Source organism: Citrobacter sp. BDA59-3 (assembly GCF_015167655.1).
GTDB lineage: Bacteria > Pseudomonadota > Gammaproteobacteria > Enterobacterales > Enterobacteriaceae > Phytobacter > Phytobacter diazotrophicus.
On record NZ_CP063427.1, the window covers coordinates 1361596 to 1380416 of the forward strand.

Genomic DNA, 18821 nt, shown 5'->3' on the forward strand with positions numbered 1-18821 from the left:
CTCTATTGTGAATTTTTAGCTAAGCATTGCGAATAAAATCATTTCCTTTTTAATGCCCCGCCAGCCAATCATTTTCCGGATATGACTTATGAAACCTCCGGGGAAAGGACATGAATAAAATGAAAATGATCGCCAGCGCAATGTTGACCGTCGCGCTGAGCGGTATTAGCGCATCGGCGCTGGCAGAAGGAAAAATCAGCATTGCACAGCAGTTTGGTATTGGTTATTTGATTCTTGATGTGGTGCGTGACCAAGAGCTTATCGAAAAAGAGGGGAAAAAAGAGGGGCTCGATATTGAGGTTGACTGGCGCACCATTTCCGGGGCGACAGGCATGAATGAAGCGCTACTTTCCGGCGCGCTGGATGTGGCATCTGCCGGGGTTCCACCGCTTCTGACCCTGTGGGATCGCACCAAAGACAAACAAAATGTGAAGGCGATTGCCTCATTAGGATCGATGCCTAACTACCTGCTCAGCAATAATCCGGCGGTGAAAACGATAAAAGATCTTAGCGATAAAGACCGTATCGCAGTACCCGCAGCAGGGGTGGGATTCCAGTCGCGAACCTTGCAAATTGAAACCGCCAAATTATATGGCAACGCCGATTTCAAACGTTTCGATAATATAAGCGTCAGCTTGCCACACCCGGATGCCAGTGCCGCATTAATTGCCGGTGGCTCGGAAATTACAACTCATTTCTCCAGCCCGCCATTCCAGTATCAGGCGCTGGAACACAGCAACGTACATAAAATTCTCAGCTCTTATGATGTGCTTGGCGGACAGGCGACATTTAACGTGTTGTACACCACGCAAAAATTCCATGATGAGAATCCAAAAACCTATAAAGCGTTTTATCGTGCGCTGGTCGAAGCGGCAAAAATTATTAATGCCGATAAAAATGCAGCCGCAGAAACCTATATTCGGGTAGAGAAATCTCGCCTGCCGCTGGCGCTGGTACAAAAAATTGTTAATGACCCGGAAATCAGCTTTACCGTCTCGCCTGAACGTACGGGTGTATACGCCGAAAAACTTCATGAGCTGGGCGTGTTGAAAAACAAAGCCGACTCCTGGAAAGACTATTTCTTCAACGAAGCGTGGGAAAACCCAGGCAGTTAAGCCGCATGGCGGAGGCAACGATGGCACAGACAACATCCGACGGACCACTGCTGCAGGTCAGAAATGTGGATATTGAATACCGCACCCGTGAACGCCAGGTGCGGGCTACCCATGATGTCAGCTTTGATGTCTGGCCAGGCGATCGCTTTATTTTGCTCGGACCATCCGGGTGCGGAAAATCCAGCCTGCTAAAAGTGGCAGGGGGTTTTCTTGCGCCGCGCGGCGGGGAAATGTTGCTGGAAGGAGAACGTATTCGCGCCCCTGGTCCGGAGCAGATGATGGTTTTCCAGGAGTTTGACCAGTTGCCGCCCTGGAAGACGGTGCTGGAGAACGTGATGTTTCCGTTGCTGGCAAGTCGCAAGGCTACTCGCCCGGAAGCCCGTGACACGGCGCTGCATTTCCTGAGCAAGGTGGGGCTGGCGGACTTTGCTGATGTGATGCCGCATATGCTCTCGGGGGGCATGAAGCAGCGGGTGGCGATTGCCCGGGCGCTGGCAATGAAACCGCGTATTCTGCTGATGGATGAACCCTTTGCCGCACTGGATGCCCTGACGCGTCGCACGATGCAAGAGGAGTTGCTCGCCCTGTGGGAGGAAGAACGCTTTACGTTGCTGTTTGTGACGCACTCTATTGAGGAAGCGCTGGTGGTGGGAAGCCGAATTCTGGTGCTGTCGCCGCACCCTGGCCGGGTACGTGCTGAACTCAATTGCCATCAATATTCCCTGAATGACTTCGGTAGCGAAGCGTTTCAACATGCCGCCCGTCATATTCACGATTTGTTATTCCCGACCACGGCGAACGACCCGCGGCCCGAACAGAAACAGGAGCGTGCCTATGTCGCAGCCACCTTACATTCGTCCTGAGTTTGAGCGTGAGCTTGCGCCGCTGCGCGATCTCCCGGTTGAGACGCCGCTACCGTTGGGTCAGCGCTTATGGAATCAGACATGGCTGCGTAAATCGTTGATTCTGTTTTTGGTACTGGCGTTATGGGAGCTGGCCGCGCGGGTGGCGCAAAACGATTTGATGTTGCCAGGCGTGGTGCAGACAATGCATGCTCTGGCAGAGGATATGCGTAACGGCGAGTTGCCGGAGAAGATCGTCAACTCGTTTAGCACATTACTAAAGGGCTATTTGATTGGCAGCGTGCTGGCCCTGTTGGCGAGCGCGCTGGCAGTGACCACGCAGTTTGGCCGTGACCTGCTGAGCACGCTAACGGCGATGCTTAACCCATTACCCGCTATTGCGCTGCTGCCGCTGGCGCTGTTGTGGTTCGGGCTGGGGAATGTCAGCCTGGTGTTTGTGCTGGTACATTCGGTGATGTGGCCGATTGCGCTTAATACCTGGTCAGGGTTCAGTGGCGTGCCGGAAACGCTGCGCATGGCCGGGCGCAATTATGGGCTGAGTGGGCCACGTTATGTTTTAACCATTTTGATCCCGGCATCGCTACCGTCGATCCTCGCCGGGTTAAAGATCGGCTGGGCGTTTGCCTGGCGTACACTGATCGCCGCTGAGCTGGTGTTTGGCGCCTCAAGCGGCCAGGGCGGGCTGGGGTGGTATATCTTCCAGAACCGCAATGAATTGTTTACTGACAGGGTATTCGCCGGGCTGGTGACGGTGATTGCGATTGGCCTGCTGGTGGAGGGGGTGGTATTTGCCACTCTGGAGAAGGTGACGATTAAGCGCTGGGGAATGCAGCGTTAGCGTTTTCTCTTCTTCTCTACAGGGCGAGGGGCCGATCGCGCGCTCTGTATCAGCCGTAAGAGGGAAGAATGATCCAGGTAGAAAGAGCCGATCCGCTATCGGCAGACTCGCAGGCGCTTATCGAAAAACTCTCTGCCGTGCTTGCGCGCATCACCGGCAGCAGCGGCAAGCGATCTTTTAACATTGATGACCTGCAATCCGCGCGTTCATTATGGGCGCTGGCCCGAAACGCGCAGGGTGTTGCGATAGGCTGTGGCGCTATTCGCCCGTTAACCCAGGAAACGGCGGAACTGAAAAGGATGTATTCCACGGGGAGCGAAGCGGGGGTGGGTAGCGCAATACTGCGCTTCCTGGAAGAGGCGGCAAGGACGCTTGGCTATCGCGAAATCACCCTCGAAACGCGGCGTGTCAACCATAAGGCCGTGGCGTTTTATGAAAAGCATGGCTACACCGCTACCGACAATTACGGTGTCTATATCGGCAGGGCTGAGGCGATCTGTTTTATCAAGCGCCTGTAGGGTCCGGGCAAGGCGCTACGCACTGGCAGTAGCGCGCTTATCTCATTACTTGCGCAGCAGCTTTTGCAGCCGTTTTTTCTGCCATCCGCTAATCAGATTGCCAAAGACAAAAACACGCAGCCCACGCACCACCAGTAACGCGCCCCAGATGGCAGCGACCCAGAGCGACCAGACGCTCTCTGGCGAGGTGGTGCGATTGAGAATATAGAGTAAAACGCAGACCACCACCGCGGTTAATATCGAGCGGTACAGGCGGCTCTCTTCTTCCAGTTGCTTTCTGGCTTCCGTAATACGCTGATCCAGCGCTTCATCGCCTTCGTTTTGTGTGCTGCCGGACAGTTCGCTAACGCTCACTTCAAAAACGGCAGCCAGGGCGCTGAGTGTTTCCAGGCTTGGTTGCTCCTGGTTTTCAATGCGCTGTATGGTGCGCACGCTTAATGCAGCCATTTCCGCCAGTTGTTCCTGTGACCAGGCACGGGCAAGGCGAAACTCTTTCACTCGATTGGTACTCATCAGAATGTCTCCGTGGTAAGCAGGATGACAGCGTCGCCCAAAAACGAAAATAGCGACACGACATGCACCCGACAGTAACCTGACAGCGGCATGACACGGCGCTTGCCGACCCACTTTGCTCTCTGATGTCCCGATATTCAAGCATAACGCGTGATGCGTTTTTCTCGGTTTTCTTCTGCCGCAAATACACGGTTTTTGCCGGGGCTTCTCAGGCCATCTACGCAGACCGGGTTATTATCCCGCGCGTCTCCATGGCAGGCGATATTGCGTGCCTGCTCACGACGCCTTTTTGGCGGCCCTGACTTTCTTGCTACGCCGTGCCGTAAATGTTAAAAGGTGCGGCTTTACGAAAACACGAAAAGGGGAAAGACGTGAAAAACGCGTCAAGGGTATCTGAGCATTCAGCAGATACCGCATCGGAATCGGGGCCGACGCTGCAACGAGGACTAAAAAACCGCCATATTCAATTAATCGCCCTGGGGGGCGCTATCGGTACCGGGCTGTTTCTGGGTATCGGTCCGGCAATTCAGATGGCGGGGCCTGCCGTGCTGCTGGGCTATGGCGTCGCGGGCATCATTGCTTTCTTAATTATGCGCCAGCTTGGTGAGATGGTGGTTGAGGAGCCGGTATCAGGTTCATTTGCCCATTTTGCCTTTAAATACTGGGGACCTTTTGCAGGCTTCTTATCCGGCTGGAACTACTGGGCGATGTTTGTGCTGGTAGGCATGGCGGAACTGACCGCCGCCGGCATCTATATGCAGTACTGGTTTCCCGATGTCCCCACCTGGATCTGGGCTGCCGCCTTTTTCATCATTATTAATGCGGTCAACCTGGTTAACGTGCGTCTGTATGGCGAAACCGAGTTCTGGTTTGCCCTGATCAAAGTGCTGGCGATCATTGGCATGATCGGCTTTGGCCTGTGGATGCTATTCGGCGGCCACGGCGGAGAAAAAGCCAGCTTTGACAATCTTTGGTCTCACGGCGGCTTCTTCGCTACCGGCTGGAACGGCCTGATCCTCTCCCTTGCGGTAATTATGTTCTCTTTTGGCGGCCTGGAACTGATTGGGATCACGGCGGCAGAAGCCAGCGAGCCGCATACCACTATCCCGAAAGCGGTCAACCAGGTGGTCTATCGCATCCTGCTCTTTTATATCGGTTCCCTGGTGGTTCTGCTGGCGCTTTATCCGTGGGTTGATATTAAAGCGGATAGCAGCCCGTTTGTGATGATCTTCCATAACCTGAACAGCAACCTCGTGGCATCGGCGCTGAATTTTGTCATCCTGGTGGCCTCACTGTCGGTCTATAACAGCGGTGTGTATTCTAACAGCCGTATGCTGTTTGGTTTGTCGGTACAGGGAAATGCGCCGGCGTTCCTGACCCGCGTCAGCCGTCGCGGCGTACCGGTGAACTCACTGTTCCTCTCCGGGGCGATCACGTCGCTGGTGGTGCTGGTTAACTATATCCTGCCAAAAGAGGCGTTTGGACTGTTGATGGCGCTGGTGGTGGCGACGCTGCTATTGAACTGGATCATGATTTCGCTGGCGCACCTGAAATTCCGCGCCGCGATGCGCCGCAAAGGGCGCGATCCCCAGTTTAAGGCGCTGCTCTATCCCTTCGGCAATTATCTGTGCATCGCCTTTATGCTGATGATCCTCATCCTGATGTGCACCATGGACGGCATGCGCCTGTCTGCTATTCTGCTGCCGGTGTGGATCCTCTTCCTGTTTGCTGCTTTCCGCCTGTCACGCCGTTCTGCAAAACGCGCGTAATGATCGCTGCCTCGCCGGATCCGGCGGGGCATTTTCTCCCTGGTAAATTTATCGTGATTGATCTCCCACAATTGCGTCAGCGCGCAGGATAAATAAATTGTAATCGATTACTTTTCTTGTTGATGCGTTTTGTAATCGATTACTTTTTAAAGGTGAGGCAAAAAAATGGTGTCAACAACCGAAAGTAGTGGAAATCTGGTCCAGCATCGACTGCTGGTACCACGGCTGTCGCTGATGATGTTTTTACAGTTTTTTATCTGGGGGAGCTGGTCTGTCACGCTCGGTCTGGTGATGACGCAGCACAACATGTCGCTGCTGATTGGCGACGCATTTTCCGCCGGGCCGATTGCGTCTATTCTGTCGCCGTTCGTGCTCGGCATGCTGGTGGACCGGTTCTTCGCCTCGCAGAAAGTGATGGCGGTGATGCACCTGGCGGGGGCCGCGATTTTGATGTTTGTGCCGCAGGCCCTGGTGGCGGAAAACGGCGCCATGCTGATTGCGCTGCTGTTTGGCTATACGCTGTGCTATATGCCTACACTTGCGCTGACGAACAATATTGCCTTCCACAGCCTGAGCAATATCGATAAAACTTTCCCGGTGGTACGCGTGTTCGGCACCATTGGCTGGATTGTGGCGGGGATCTTTATCGGCGTAACGGGCATTTCCTCCAGCGTGACCATTTTCCAGGTGGCGGCAATCTGCTCCGTAGCGCTGGCGCTTTATAGCCTGACGTTGCCGCATACGCCGGCACCCGCTAAAGGGCTACCTGTCGCTATGCGCGATCTGTTCTGTGCCGATGCATTTGCCTTACTCAAAACCCGTCACTTCTTTGTTTTCTCGCTCTGCGCGACGCTGATTTCCGTCCCACTCGGCACCTATTACGCCTATACCGCCTCGTATCTGGCGGATGCCGGTGTGGCGGATGTGAGTACCGCCATGTCATTCGGCCAGATGTCTGAAATCTTCTTTATGCTGGTGATCCCGCTGCTGTTTCGCCGTCTTGGCGTGAAGTACATGCTGCTTATCGGCATGTGCGCCTGGTTTGTGCGTTACGCCTTTTTTGCCCTCGGCGTCAGTGAGGAAGGGCGCTTCCTGCTCTATCTCGGCATTTTGCTGCACGGTGTCTGTTACGACTTTTTCTTCGTCGTCGGCTTTATCTACACCGACCGCGTGGCGGGCGAAAAGGTAAAAGGCCAGGCGCAAAGCATGATTGTGATGTTTACCTATGGCATTGGCATGCTGCTGGGCTCACAAATTTCCGGCGCGCTGTACAACCGCCTTGTCGCCGGGCAGACACTGCCGCAGGCGTGGGTGACCTTTTGGTGGATCCCGGCAATTGCCGCGGCCGTTATCGCGCTGATTTTCCTTCTTTCTTTTAAATACAACGACCAAGAGCACGCATAAGCTGTGGGAGGTGCTATGAAAACCATTCAGGGGCCGGGGATTTTTCTGGCTCAATTCATTGGTGAGAAACCGCCGTTTAATACGCTTGAAGGGCTGGCCGGTTGGGCGGCAGGGTTGGGGTACAAGGCGCTGCAAATCCCCTGTAACCATCCGGCGATTTTTGATGTCGAACAGGCGGCGCAAAGCCAGAGTTATTGTGATGATGTGCGCGGCGTGCTGGCGGAACGCGGTCTGGTGATTAGCGAGCTTTCCACCCACCTTGAAGGGCAACTGATTGCGGTACACCCGGCTTATGACGCGGCGTTTGACGGCTTTGCACCCGCGGCGCTGCGGGGAAACCCGGCGGCGCGTCAGGCCTGGGCTATAGAAAAACTGTTTCAGGCAGCGCGTGCCTCAAACAACCTTGGGTTACGCGCCCATGCGACCTTCTCCGGCGCGCTGGCCTGGCCTTATCTCTACCCGTGGCCGCCCCATAACGCCCTGTTATTTAAAGAAGCATTTGCTGAATTAGCCCGCCGCTGGCGACCGGTGCTGGACCGCTTTGATGAACAGGGGGTGGACCTGTGCTATGAAATTCACCCCGGTGAAGACCTGCATGACGGCGTCACCTTTGAGCGTTTTCTTGACGGCGTAGGCAACCACCCGCGCTGCAATATCCTGTACGACCCGAGCCATCTTCACCTGCAACAGCTTGATTATCTGGCGTTTATCGATATCTATCATGAACGCATCAAAGCTTTTCATGTGAAGGACGCGGAGTACCGGAAGGAGGGCCGCAGTGGCGTGTATGGCGGCTATCAGAACTGGGTCGACAGGCCCGGCCGTTTTCGTTCGCCGGGCGATGGGCAAATCGATTTTGGCGCGGTGTTCAGCAAGCTCACCCAGTACGGCTATGACGGCTGGGCGGTGCTGGAGTGGGAATGTTGCCTGAAAGCGGGGGATAGCGGCGCGCGGGAAGGGAGCGAGTTTATTCGCCGTCACATCATCCCTGTGTCGGCATACGCGTTTGATGATTTTGCCGCCGGGCAAGAAGACCGGGGTAGTGTGCGCAACATGTTAGGACTGGGGAGTATGGAATGATTCAGGTCGGGATTATCGGCACCGGGTTTATTGGCCCGGCGCATATTGAAGCTATCCGGCGGCTGGGCTTTGTTGAGGTGGTGGCGCTGTGCGATGCGAATCTGGCGGACGCGCAGCAAAAAGCGCGGCAGCTTGGCGTGCCGCATGCGTATGCCAGCGTGGAGGCACTGCTGGCGCATCCGGGGTTACAGGTGGTTCATAACTGTACGCCGAATCATCTGCATGCAGAAATTAACCGCCAGGTCCTGCGGGCCGGAAAGCATCTGTTTTCGGAAAAACCGCTGTGCATGACCGCCGAAGAGGCGCGTGAACTGGTGGCGCTTGCCGAACAGGCAAGGGTGGTGCATGGCGTCAGTTTTGTCTATCGCCAGTTTGCGATGGTTCAGCAGGCGGCGAGTTTGCGTCGCTCCAGGCGGCTGGGCAGGCTGTTTTCCGTCTACGGCAGTTATCTGCAAGACTGGATGCTGCTGGAAACGGACTATAACTGGCGCGTCGACGCGGCAACCGGCGGGCCATCGCGGGCGGTGGCCGATATCGGTTCGCACTGGTGCGATACATTGCAGTTTGTCACCGGACGGCGCATAACCCAGGTGATGGCGGATCTCTCTATTGTCTGGCCTACACGCAAAGCCAGTCGCGGGGCCGCAACCTTCACTTCTACGCAGCAGGCCGCAGAGGTGGAGGACAAAACCGTGACTACCGAGGATGCCGGGTCGGTGCTGGTCCGTTTTGATGATGGCAGTAAGGGCTGTTTTAGCGTGTCGCAGGTGAGTGCGGGGCGGAAAAATCGCCTCAGTTTCGAAGTAAACGGTAGTGAGTGCTCACTGGGTTGGGACCAGGAAGTGCCACAACAGCTTTGGATTGGCCACCGCCAGCAGCCTAACCAGATACTGACCGATGACCCAGGGCTGATGTCGCCGGATGTCGCCGCCAGCGCCCATTTCCCCGGCGGGCATATCGAAGGCTGGCCGGATGCGTTTAAGAATATGATGCTGAATTTCTATCGCGCGGTGCAGGACGGGAAAATGCCAGCCCGCGATGAGGCGCGGTTTGCCTCGTTCTACGATGGGGCCAGCGTGATGTTTATTATCGATGCCATCCTGCAAAGTCACCAGCAGCAAAAGTGGGTGACAGTGGCCTGTTGAGGTCGGTCGCCCTGGGTGGGTTGTCCCGGATAAGGCCTGGCCGCATCCGGGACAACCCTGGCGGCGCTTACGCCTGCCATGCTATCCGGATGCGGCACCAGGTGTGCATCGTGCATGCCATCCGACGTTGTGGTAGCCTGCTAGCCAGACGCTAACCGCAGGAAATATCGACGTTATGTCCATTCAGAAAATCGCCAGGCTGGCTGGCGTTTCCGTCGCGACCGTTTCGCGCGTGCTCAATAACAGCGAGTCTGTTAAAGAAAAAAACCGCGAGCGCGTGCTCAAAGCCATTGCCGAAAGCAACTATCAGCCGAACCTGCTGGCGCGCCAGCTTCGTACCGCCCGCAGCTCAATGATTCTGGTGCTGGTTTCCAATATCGCCAACCCGTTTTGCGCCGAGGTGGTAAAAGGGATTGAAGAGGAAGCGGAAAAAAACGGCTTTCGTATCCTGCTGTGCAATACCAGTTCGGACATGGCGCGCTCCCGCTCGGCGCTGAACCTGCTTTCCGGGAAAATTGTCGACGGCATTATCACCATGGACGCCTCCTCGCGCTTGCCGGAACTGGCGACGCTTATCGGTAACGCCCCCTGGGTGCAGTGCGCGGAATATGCCGATGACGGCGATGTCTCCTGCGTGGGCATCAATGATGTTGGCGCCGCGCAATGCGTGATTGATCGATTACTGGCGCGCGGCTGTCAGCGTATCGCGCTGATTAACCACGATCTCAGCTATAAATATGCCCGCTCGCGGGAAGAGGGCTACCACAGCGGACTTAAGGCGCACCAGTGCGAATATGCGTTTGTTGAGTATGCCAGCGACCTGAGTTTTAGCGCCGGGAAAGCGGCCATGCAGGCGCTGCTACGCCACACTGAACGCCCCGATGCGGTCTTTGCGGTGTCGGATACCCTTGCGGCGGGGGCCGTGCTGGCCATTCACGAAGCTGGCCTGAAAATGCCGCAGGATATTGCGGTGGTTGGGTTTGATGGCACAGAACTGGCGGAAATGGTGACACCGCCGCTGACGACCGTTTATCAACCGTCAAAAGAGATTGGTCGCAAAGCCGTGGGGCTGCTGCTCAATAAAATCGATAACCCCGAGGCCCCGGCGGAGAGGATCATGATGGACTGGCAGTATATTTCCCGCGCCAGCGCCTGATAATATTGATGTGATTTTTTTGCCAGCCTTTCGCTGGCTTTTTTATACCCTGGGAGCTTTGCCATGAACCGGCAACGACAAGCAGAACTGTTTCTGGTCATCACCACCATCATTGCCGCCTGCGGCTGGATCTTTTCCCGCGAGGCCATCTCCGGGATGCCCGTATTTGCCTTTCTGGGGCTGCGCTTTTTAGGCGCGGCGCTGGTATTGCTGCCATTTTGTCGCGGGCAGCGTGTTGCGCTGGCAAAATTGCGCCAGGTCTTTATCAGCGCGTTGTGGATGGCACTCACGTTGTGCCTGTGGATTTGGTCGGTGTCGACCACGCCGTCGCTGGGCGAGGGGGCATTTATCATGAGCCTCTCTATGCTGTTTGTGCCGCTGGTGGCCTGGGCCATGATGGGCGTGCGTCCGGCCCGCGCCTACTGGGAATGCCTGCCGCTCGCCTTTATTGGCCTGGCGCTGTTAAGCCTGCATACGCCGATTGTCTTTCATCCCAGCCAGGGCTGGTTTTTGTTGACCGCTTTTGTGCAATCCATTTCGTTTTGCTACACCAGCCGCATTGCCCGTGATGTCCCGCTACTCCCGCTCACCACGGTGCAACTGGCGGTGACGGGGGTTGCGGGCGTGTTGATCTCACTTTTATTTGAACACTGGACGCAGCCGTTTACGGGCACCACTGCACTGTGGCTGGTCGCCAGTATTCTGATTGCCACCAGTCTGCGCTTTGGCCTGCAATTGCAGGGGCAGAAATATGCCGCTGTCGCCAGCGCTGCCATCATCATGGTGCTCGAACCGTTGCTGACGGTGATCGTTGCCGCCCTCTGGTACAGCGAGCGTCTGCCGCTGCAAAAAATTATCGGCGGCGTGCTGATTCTGGTTGCACAGATCTGGTTTCGCTGGCGGCTGGTGGCACGCCTGCCGTCTAAGATCTAATCCCCTCAGTTTGCCGGGCAGCGGGGGGCGAGCTGCTGGCGCGCGCCAATCGCGGCGACGGCAAGCATCAGCATCATCACGATCTCTGCCACTAAAAATCCGTCCAGCGCTTCGTTATAGTTGCCCTGGGTGAGGTTGAGCAGATGCAAAAACAATCCGCCAAGCACTGCCGGGCCCAGGCCCAGCGTGGCCTGTTGCAGCGTACTGAGAATGGCGCTGCCCGACCCTGCGTCCTGAGTGGCAATGTCACGCATCCCGATACGGTAAAAACTGTTCACAATCAGCGCCTGGCCGTAGCCAATCAGCGCGGTAGAGGGCGCAAGATTTAGGGCGTTGAGGTGCCCATGGGTCAACCAGAGCGTGGCGAACAGCGCCAACAGGCCGCTTACTTGAATCGCGATGCCACTCAGCAGAATGGTACGTACGTTGTGGCGGGCAATCAGTTTCGGCGCATACCACGCCGAGGCAAAATAGGTCACCCCAAGCACAACAAAACTGTTACCGGACTGCCACGGCGCCATGCCTACGCCTGCCTGTAATGTCAGCGCCATACAGAACATAAAGCCGGACCAGGCGCTGAAAAACAGCAACGCAATTAACAGGCCGAAACGGATGCTGGGTAATTTGAGTAAACGTGGCGGCATCAGCGGATGCAGCCCTTGCTGTTCCTGACGCAGCGCGCCGGCACGCATCCACAGTGTTAGCGGAATTATCGCCAGTAATGCCGCCTGGCTTTGCCATGGCCAGCCTAAATCCGGGCTGAGGGAGAGCGGGAAGAGCAGGCAGCATAAGATCAGCGCCAGCGCGAAGGTGCCCTGCCAGTCAATGCGCGTTGGGGTTTCATTGCGGGTTTCCGGGATATAGCGATGGCTCAATGCCAGCACCAACAGGCTTATCGGCACGTTAATAAAAAAGGCGTTTCGCCAGCCGAGCCCGGCGATATCTGCCGACACCAGCCAGCCGCCACCCATCTGCCCGATGATAAACGCCACGCCGCCAATCCCCCCATACAGGCTGATAGCGCGGGCATGGGCCGTACCTTTGAGGGTCACGTGCAGCGTTGCGAGAATTTGCGGCATGATCAGCGCCGCGCTCATCCCTTGCAGGGTACGCGCCGCGAGCAGGGCGGTGATGGAGTTGGCGATACCGCACAGCAGCGAGGCGATCCCGAACAGCGCCACGCCCCATAAGAACATTTTGCGGCGGCCAAAGTTATCACCCAGTTTACTCCCCATCGCCAGGCAGACGGCAAACGCGACGCCGTACAGCGCAACAATCAGAGAGAGTTGCGTGGTATTGGTGTGCAGCGACAGCGTGATGGAATCAAGAGCGACGTTGGTGATCGAAGTATCGATCAGCGGCAGCATTTGTCCGGTCAACAGTAATAACAAGCCCGCACGACCGGGTGAAACAGCAGACGTATTCATGGTAACTCCATTGCGTCATTCATCGGATAGACGTAGCATCGCTGATACGAAAAACGGGTACCAGTTCTTGCTTATACTGGTACTGGCAATACCATGCTGGAGGTTTTATGAGCCTGATGTCGGAACGATCCCCTCTGTTGAGCGTCCAGGATGAGAACCGCAAACAGCTCGGCGCGTTTTTACGCTCCCGCCGGGAAAGCCTTGACCCGCAGCGTCTCGGTCTGCCGCGCAGTGGACGGCGGCGTACGCCAGGCTTAAGGCGTGAAGAGGTGGCCTTGCTCGCAGACGTTGGCGTGACCTGGTATACCTGGCTTGAGCAGGGCAGGGATGTGAACCCGTCGGCCAGCGTGATGCAGGCAATCGCCAATGCGCTGGAGTGTTCGGCAACTGAAACCCGCCATCTGTTTTTACTGGCGGGGCTGACGCCTGCGGAAACGCCTGTGGTGCCGCAGTGTGAAGGCATCAGCATCGGGACGCGTAAAATGCTCGATAGCCTGTTACCCCAACCGGCCAGCATCCAAAAATCCAATTTTGATATTGTGGCGTGGAATGACGCTTTTTCGCGGATGATGGGCGTTGATTTTCACCAAATACCAGAAGATGAGCGCAATTGTATTTATCTCTATCTGACCAACCCGACCTGGCGTAGCCGTATTGGGCGTAAGGAGAGTGTGCTGCCGACCTTTGTTGCCTATTTCCGGGCGGCGATGGCGGAACACCGGGGCGACCCGCAGTGGGAAGCGAAGCTGGCGCGCTTTTGCGCAGTATCGGAAGAGTTTGCCTCGCTGTGGCATAAGCGCTACGACGTGCGAGGCGTTGAAAATCAACTGAAAACCTTTACCCACCCTGAATTAGGCGAATTTTCTTTGCAACAAATGTACTGGTTTTCAGCGCCGCGTAACGGCTCGCGGCTGCTGGTCTATTTACCGATAGATGAGCGGGGCGAGCAGGCGCTGGCATGGCTGGCAGAGCATGCTTAGCCGCTTCTCAAAGATAGAGTTTTCCGGCCAGGACCGTATGCGACTGGCCTGCCAGCGCTACCCGGCCTTCTGCGGTGAGCGCAATCTGCAATTCGCCGCCGCGCGGTGAGGCCTGCCAGGCACTGAGGGTGCGCTTATCCAGACGCGAACCCCAGTAGGCCGCCAGCGCGCAGTGCGCGGAACCGGTCACCGGATCTTCATTTACCCCCACCCACGGCGCGAAGTAGCGAGAGATAAAATCATATTTGCCATTACCGGGTGCCGTAATGGCCACGCCGCGTCCGGGCAGTGCGCCAAGTGCCTGGAAGTTGGGTTTGAGCTGCTCAATGATCTGCGCGTCTTCTACCACAATCATCGCTTTCGGGCCAAATGTCCCGCTGGCAGAGACGTCACTGGCGTTGAGACCCAGGGCGTCCAGTAAAGCGTTATCCGGCGCATAATGCATATCCGGTACTAAGAGCGGGAAATCCAGTTCGATAGTGTCAGGGCGGGCGGTGGCTTTAAGCGGGCCGGAAAGGGTGGTGAAGACAACGCTTTCTCCAACAGCAAACTGCCCGGTCTGGCGCAAAATATGGGCCGTGGCGAGCGTGCCGTGGCCGCATAAATCGACCTCAGCCTGAGGAGTAAACCAGCGCAAACGGTAATCATCGCGTGCCAGAAATGCGGTCTCAGAGACGGCCATCTCTGCCGCGATCTGCTGCATGGTGGCCGTTTCAAGCGCCTGGGGCGTGATGCATACGCCCGCCGGATTGCCGGAAAAAGGGCGTGTGCTGAAAGCATCAACCTGGTAAATCTCAAGTTCCACTGCGCGTGCTCCTGTCGGAAAACAAAACGCTACGGTAACGCGTTTTCGCTTTTCCGAATAGTTAGCGCGGACGCAGACGTTGCTGATCTTTTTTCGCCAGCGTGTCGACCACGAGATCCCGTGAGTCGTTGATTAGATCGACGAGCAGATCGTCGGTGATATCATCGCCAGCAAAGATGGAGATCCAGTGCTTTTTATTCATGTGATATCACGGCTCAATGCTGCGATAAACCTGTTGATTGAGCAGGGATTTTTGCGGATCTGATTTCATGGTCACCATAGGCCGACCATGAGCGGTGGTGATCATCATGAAAATCTTGCCGCCGACTTTGAAAATGTCGTGTTCCGGGCCAAATGGCCAGCACGGTTCAGTGAACGGTAGTTCCAGCGCAATGTGACGTGCTGTCTCTTGCAGGGTTTTACTGTCCATCGCAGTTATCCACGGTGAGCGCGCGCCACATGGCTTCAAAGCCCAGCCGTTTGGTCTCTTTTGCTTTTTGCGGGTCGCGATTGGCGAAATCCATCGTGGTTTCTGCCAGCGTCAGAAAAATGGCGTCGCCAAAAGGTGAGAGCGCTTCGGAAAGAAATTCAGGCCTCACCGAGCGGTGGCAGATTTCATGTAGCTCAGGGAACATATCGATAACCTGCTGGCGCGTTTCCGGGGTGATTTTTTCGCTCACCGAAATCTGGCGAATCGCGTTATGTGCCGACGGGTGACGGATGCCCCAGTCGATATAGCTGTTCCAGATGGATTGGGTATGTATTTTGGAATTGCTGTGCGACCTGTCGAGGCTGTCGATCATGGTCTGGCAAAGGTCAGATTTTAAATGCAGGTAAAGCGCATTGAGCAGATCGTCTTTGGTGGCAAAATAACGAAACAGGGTGCCTTCAGCCACGCCCGCGTTACGGGCAATCACCGCGGTCGAGGCGGCAATACCGGTTTGCGCGATAGCGACAGCCGCCGCATCCAGTAATGCTAATTTCTTATCTTCACTCTTCGGACGAGCCACTACACTTTTCCTCATACATTTTGAAAAACCACGATTGAACCATGCCCACTGTGACGCTGCAACGCTGAACATCAAAGATTGAAAATCATCTTGACGACTTTCTATTCATTTCTATAATGAGTGCTTACTCACTCATAATCAAGTCCAGTCTATTTCAATGTGCCAGCGGAAGGGACATTTTCTCGGATCAGGGTATGCATCGTCTCTTACTTAGCGTGGTTCTTATTATGCTCGTTGTATCTGCCGCCAGTTTGCCTTTTGTTTTGAACGCCGGATTTGGTCAGCGCCCGCAGGGTGAGCAACTGACCAGAGTTGAGCAGTCCCCGCACTACCGGGACGGTGAATTTCATAACCAGTTGTCTACGCCCAGCTACACGGGGCAAAAAAGCATGGTGGCGGCAATGTGGGAGTTTTTAACCACCCGTCGGGAAAATGCGCGCCCGCAGCGGCCATTGCCGATGGTGAAGACCGATCTGGCAAGCCTGCCGCTGGAGCAGGATACGGTCGTATGGCTGGGCCATTCATCCTGGTATCTGCAACTGGCCGGGAAACGCATTCTTATCGATCCGGTGCTGAGCAATTACGCCGCGCCGTTCTCGTTTCTGAATAAAGCCTTCGACGGTGACTATCCGTGGACGGCAGAGGCCATGCCGGAGATCGACCTGCTGATCATATCCCATGACCATTATGACCACCTGGATTACGCCACCATCAGGGCGCTGATGCCAAAAATCAAACGGGTGATAGTCCCGCTGGGTGTGGGATCACACCTGCGTTACTGGGGTATGAACCCGGACATCATCCAGGAAGCGGACTGGCAACAAAAAATCACGTTTAGCAATGATCTGGAGGTGCATGTGCTGCCTGCACGGCACTTTTCAGGGCGCGGTCTGAAACGTAATCAGACGTTGTGGGCGAGCTTTATGTTCGTCACCCCGGATCGCAAGCTCTATTACAGCGGCGATACCGGTTACGGGCCGCACTTTAAAGCCATCGGCGAACAATTTGGTTCGGTGGATCTGGCGATTCTTGAAAACGGTCAGTACGACCAGGACTGGAAGTACATCCACATGATGCCGGAGGAAACGGCGCAAGCAGCGGAGGAGTTAAATGCGCGGGCGGTACTGCCGGGCCACGCCGGACGATTCGTGCTGGCAAAACATACCTGGGACGATCCTTATAAACGTCTGGCGGCGGCAAGCCTCGGCAAAGGGTATCGATTGTTAACGCCCACCCTCGGCGAAGCGGTGCATGCGGCCGATAACGCCCAGCAATTCCGCGCCTGGTGGGAATAACGGTTTATTTCGAAGAGCAGAGAGGGGGAGCGCTGTATGACTATTTCCGCTCAGGTTATCGACACTATCGTCGAGTGGATCGACGACAATTTACACCAACCATTGCGTATTGATGATATTGCGCGCCACGCCGGGTATTCAAAGTGGCATCTGCAACGGCTGTTTTTGCATTACAAAGGTGAGAGTCTTGGGCGCTATATTCGCGAACGTAAACTGTCACTGGCGGCGCGGGATTTACTCAATACCAATGATAAGGTCTACGATATTTGCCTGAAATATGGCTTTGATTCGCAGCAGACCTTTACGCGGATCTTTACCCGCACGTTCAATCAGCCGCCGGGCGCCTGGCGCAAAGAGAACCATCCGCGCGCGCATTGACGCATAAGCCCGGTGGCCTAAGGTCAACCGGGTTTTTTTTGGCCTGGATGACACCGCCCGGTGTGCCGCTTCTCTCTTTGGGGTAAGGGGAAAAACATCCCGGATGGCGGCGCAAGCGCCTGATTCGGGCTACGAACCCTTATGCCAGCGAAAACCAACGGCGCCAGATAAAGCGCACTACGTAGAACTCTATCGCACCCAATAGTAGAAACCACAGGCAAAACAACACGGTATAGAGCTGATTCAGGTCCTGAAAATGGAAGGTATCCATTAGTTTTTGCGCCAGTACCAGCCCCAGAGAAGGGGCGGGTAGCAGCAATACCGAGATGAAAGCCATCAGCAGAATACCTGCTGCGGTGGTTAATGTTTCCAGTGGGTGCTTCATGACAGTTAATCGCTTGTTAAAAACGACATTGTCCGGGAAAGTGCGTAAGGGTGCAATCTCCCTGCACCGTTCTAGCCCGCCGCCCAAATCTCGGTGTGTTTTTGCACCAGGCCGATCAGCGAGCCGCCGTCGGCGACAAAATCGCGCATCATTTGCGATTCGCTCTTCCCTCGTTTGACGAAATTCATCAGCTCGGAGATAGCGCTGCCTGCGTTGAGCTTATCTGCCCATGGCGCAACTTTTTCCAGCATTCGTTCGATATCGTCGGCTATTTTACGCTGCTCGCCAGTGTGGACATCGGTAATGATCCCCTCCAGACCAAAACGGCAGGCCTGAAAACGGTTGAATTTGTAGAGCAGGTAATCGCGCTCCTGATGTTTGAACGGACGCTCTGCCAGCAGCCAATGGGCGATAGCCTGAATAAATCCAGTGACATTAATGGCATGCGATAGGGTCAATGGCGTATCCATTACCCGCACCTCGACGGTGCCAAAATGGGGGCTCGGACGAATATCCCAGTGCAAATCTTTAATGCTTTCAATCATGCTGGTGTAGCTCAGGCGACGAAATAACCCTTCAAACTCTTGCCAGTTACTGACCCAGGGCATGGGGCCATTATCCGGAAAAGAGGAAAAAATATTCAGTCGCGATGAGGCGAAACGGGTATCGGTGCGCTGCACGTATGGGGAAGCGGCGCCAAGCGCGATAAAATGCGGCACAAAACGTGATAAGCCATGAAGAAGATAGATGGCGTCATCGCCACTCTGACAACCCACATGCACATGCTGGCCGAAAACGGTCGCCTGCTGCATCAGGTAGCCAAACATTTCCAGCGTCCGGTGATAGCGTTCATCGTTGCTGATCTCCTGACGCTGCCATTTTTGAAACGGGTGCGTGCCGCCGCCGCAAATCTGTACGTGATGCTCGTTTGCCGCCTGCAAAATAATCTGCTGCATAGCAGAAAACTGATGTGCCGCCTGGTTGATGTCGCGACAGACCCCTGTCGCAATTTCCAACATACTTTCCGTGATGTCGTGCTTGACCTCACCGGCTTTGACCTGCGCTTTTACCGCATCGATCAGCCGCGAGGAGTCCTGACTAAGGTCGTATCCCGGTGGGTTAACGACCTGCAACTCAAGTTCAATGCCCAGGGTAAAAGGAGTGGAAACGTGAAAGTCGGGTAGAGGCATATTTTCTTATCCTTTCC

General features: G+C 55.5%; 19 protein-coding genes and 1 pseudogene. 13 read left to right on the forward strand and 7 right to left on the reverse strand.

Going from position 1 to position 18821, the window contains the following annotated elements; genetic code table 11:
• The first annotated feature begins 125 nt into the window (after positions 1 to 125).
• The 4 genes from IP582_RS06315 to IP582_RS06330 all read left to right on the forward strand — a co-directional run bounded on the left by IP582_RS06315 (position 126) and on the right by IP582_RS06330 (position 3334).
• On the forward strand, positions 126 to 1115 hold the full coding sequence (locus tag IP582_RS06315) for an ABC transporter substrate-binding protein (protein ID WP_193796196.1): 990 nt from the start codon (positions 126 to 128) through the stop codon (positions 1113 to 1115).
• Positions 1116 to 1135: 20 nt separating this feature from the next.
• Complete coding sequence (locus IP582_RS06320) at positions 1136 to 1978, forward strand: ABC transporter ATP-binding protein (protein WP_193795416.1); 843 nt, start codon at positions 1136 to 1138, stop codon at positions 1976 to 1978.
• Positions 1950 to 2816, forward strand: coding sequence for an ABC transporter permease (locus tag IP582_RS06325; RefSeq protein WP_107222523.1), 867 nt, complete (start codon positions 1950 to 1952; stop codon positions 2814 to 2816). The genes IP582_RS06320 and IP582_RS06325 overlap by 29 nt, the downstream gene beginning before the upstream one ends.
• Positions 2817 to 2884: 68 nt before the next feature.
• On the forward strand, positions 2885 to 3334 hold the full coding sequence (locus tag IP582_RS06330; RefSeq protein ID WP_193795417.1) for a GNAT family N-acetyltransferase: 450 nt from the start codon (positions 2885 to 2887) through the stop codon (positions 3332 to 3334).
• A gap of 45 nt (positions 3335 to 3379) precedes the next feature.
• Here the strand turns inward: IP582_RS06330 and IP582_RS06335 are convergent, their stop codons facing one another.
• Positions 3380 to 3847: a helix-turn-helix domain-containing protein gene (locus tag IP582_RS06335; protein WP_193795418.1), complete on the reverse strand. Its 468-nt coding sequence runs from the start codon at positions 3845 to 3847 to the stop codon at positions 3380 to 3382.
• A gap of 371 nt (positions 3848 to 4218) precedes the next feature.
• Between IP582_RS06335 and pheP the strand changes: the two genes are divergently transcribed.
• The 6 genes from pheP (at position 4219) to IP582_RS06365 (ending at position 11334) form a co-directional block, all read left to right on the forward strand.
• Entirely contained in the window at positions 4219 to 5616 is a 1398-nt protein-coding gene (pheP, locus tag IP582_RS06340; protein ID WP_041852233.1) for a phenylalanine transporter, read from the forward strand.
• Between the two features lie 165 nt (positions 5617 to 5781).
• Entirely contained in the window at positions 5782 to 7020 is a 1239-nt protein-coding gene (locus tag IP582_RS06345; protein ID WP_041852232.1) for an MFS transporter, read from the forward strand.
• A 15-nt stretch (positions 7021 to 7035) separates the two neighbouring features.
• Positions 7036 to 8100: a sugar phosphate isomerase/epimerase gene (locus IP582_RS06350; RefSeq protein ID WP_193795419.1), complete on the forward strand. Its 1065-nt coding sequence runs from the start codon at positions 7036 to 7038 to the stop codon at positions 8098 to 8100.
• On the forward strand, positions 8097 to 9245 hold the full coding sequence (locus IP582_RS06355) for a Gfo/Idh/MocA family protein (protein ID WP_193795420.1): 1149 nt from the start codon (positions 8097 to 8099) through the stop codon (positions 9243 to 9245). Before IP582_RS06350 ends, IP582_RS06355 begins: the two co-directional genes overlap by 4 nt.
• A gap of 175 nt (positions 9246 to 9420) precedes the next feature.
• Positions 9421 to 10401 (forward strand): LacI family DNA-binding transcriptional regulator, encoded by a 981-nt coding sequence (locus IP582_RS06360; protein ID WP_193795421.1) that lies wholly within the window; start codon positions 9421 to 9423, stop codon positions 10399 to 10401.
• 63 nt (positions 10402 to 10464) lie between these two features.
• On the forward strand, positions 10465 to 11334 hold the full coding sequence (locus IP582_RS06365; protein WP_193795422.1) for a DMT family transporter: 870 nt from the start codon (positions 10465 to 10467) through the stop codon (positions 11332 to 11334).
• Between the two features lie 5 nt (positions 11335 to 11339).
• Here the strand turns inward: IP582_RS06365 and IP582_RS06370 are convergent, their stop codons facing one another.
• Positions 11340 to 12761, reverse strand: coding sequence for an MFS transporter (locus tag IP582_RS06370; RefSeq protein ID WP_193795423.1), 1422 nt, complete (start codon positions 12759 to 12761; stop codon positions 11340 to 11342).
• Between the two features lie 107 nt (positions 12762 to 12868).
• On the opposite strand from IP582_RS06370, the gene IP582_RS06375 reads away from it, so the two are divergent.
• Positions 12869 to 13741: a helix-turn-helix transcriptional regulator gene (locus IP582_RS06375; protein WP_041852226.1), complete on the forward strand. Its 873-nt coding sequence runs from the start codon at positions 12869 to 12871 to the stop codon at positions 13739 to 13741.
• A 7-nt stretch (positions 13742 to 13748) separates the two neighbouring features.
• On the opposite strand, the gene IP582_RS06380 is transcribed toward IP582_RS06375, so the two are convergent.
• The 3 genes and pseudogenes from IP582_RS06380 to IP582_RS06390 form a co-directional block, all read right to left on the reverse strand.
• Positions 13749 to 14546, reverse strand: coding sequence for a PhzF family phenazine biosynthesis protein (locus tag IP582_RS06380; protein ID WP_193795424.1), 798 nt, complete (start codon positions 14544 to 14546; stop codon positions 13749 to 13751).
• Between the two features lie 61 nt (positions 14547 to 14607).
• Positions 14608 to 14976, reverse strand: a pseudogene (locus IP582_RS06385) (MmcQ/YjbR family DNA-binding protein).
• Positions 14966 to 15556 carry a TetR/AcrR family transcriptional regulator gene (locus IP582_RS06390; protein WP_041852223.1) on the reverse strand — a complete coding sequence of 197 codons (591 nt, stop codon included), beginning with the start codon at positions 15554 to 15556 and terminating at the stop codon, positions 14966 to 14968. The pseudogene IP582_RS06385 and the gene IP582_RS06390 overlap by 11 nt, the downstream one beginning before the upstream one ends.
• 194 nt (positions 15557 to 15750) lie before the next feature.
• On the opposite strand from IP582_RS06390, the gene IP582_RS06395 reads away from it, so the two are divergent.
• Positions 15751 to 16851 (forward strand): MBL fold metallo-hydrolase, encoded by a 1101-nt coding sequence (locus IP582_RS06395; protein WP_107222516.1) that lies wholly within the window; start codon positions 15751 to 15753, stop codon positions 16849 to 16851.
• 36 nt (positions 16852 to 16887) lie between these two features.
• Positions 16888 to 17229 (forward strand): RamA family antibiotic efflux transcriptional regulator, encoded by a 342-nt coding sequence (locus IP582_RS06400; RefSeq protein ID WP_041852221.1) that lies wholly within the window; start codon positions 16888 to 16890, stop codon positions 17227 to 17229.
• A 139-nt stretch (positions 17230 to 17368) separates the two neighbouring features.
• On the opposite strand, the gene IP582_RS06405 is transcribed toward IP582_RS06400, so the two are convergent.
• Together IP582_RS06405 and IP582_RS06410 are read right to left on the reverse strand one after the other, a co-directional pair.
• Positions 17369 to 17614 (reverse strand): DUF1158 domain-containing protein, encoded by a 246-nt coding sequence (locus IP582_RS06405; RefSeq protein WP_193795425.1) that lies wholly within the window; start codon positions 17612 to 17614, stop codon positions 17369 to 17371.
• Between the two features lie 71 nt (positions 17615 to 17685).
• A complete protein-coding gene (locus tag IP582_RS06410; RefSeq protein ID WP_193795426.1) occupies positions 17686 to 18804 on the reverse strand; it encodes a YbdK family carboxylate-amine ligase in 1119 nt (372 codons plus the stop codon).
• Between the last annotated feature and the right edge of the window lie 17 nt (positions 18805 to 18821).